The 451-nt window shown below is 31.0% G+C and carries 1 pseudogene; it reads left to right on the top strand.

Going from position 1 to position 451, the window contains the following annotated elements:
• Positions 1–327: 327 nt before the first annotated feature.
• Positions 328–451: pseudogene (locus tag ACE01T_RS17195) on the top strand (IS701 family transposase); the annotation flags it as partial.

Below are 451 nucleotides of genomic sequence, written 5' to 3'. Positions count from 1 at the left end.
TCGTGATGCACGATTACTTTCATTTGATTAGTCAGTAAATTATTGTTTTGACAAGCCATCATAAGGTAATAAATCAGATTAGATAAATATATAACTATCTGTAATTATTATAATTAACCTGAGTTCGATATAAAAAAGAGTAGAAAAAAAGCCCTGAATTTATAACATATTGGTTCTCAATACAAAATGTTATAAAACAAGGCTTCTCGATGGATCATATTACCGAATTATTTTGTATTTTGGACGATTTCTGCAAAACATTTAATGAATCTAGGACTTACGCATTGACGGATTCAAAAAAGTATTAAAATACTTTATAAAGTATCTGTGATCAGACGAATTAAACATGCTTCTACAGCAACTTGTACTCTACCCATTTATATGGGCTTTCTCATGACAGAACCGAACTCTATTAGCTGCACACAACTTGCCGAGACTTATAACATCTCGC

Origin of the sequence: Acinetobacter uliginosus (assembly GCF_044130295.1) — a bacterium.
In the GTDB taxonomy this organism is placed as follows: Bacteria; Pseudomonadota; Gammaproteobacteria; order Pseudomonadales; family Moraxellaceae; genus Acinetobacter.
Note: the sequence above shows the minus strand (reverse complement) of the source record. Positions and strands in the feature narration are given on the sequence as shown.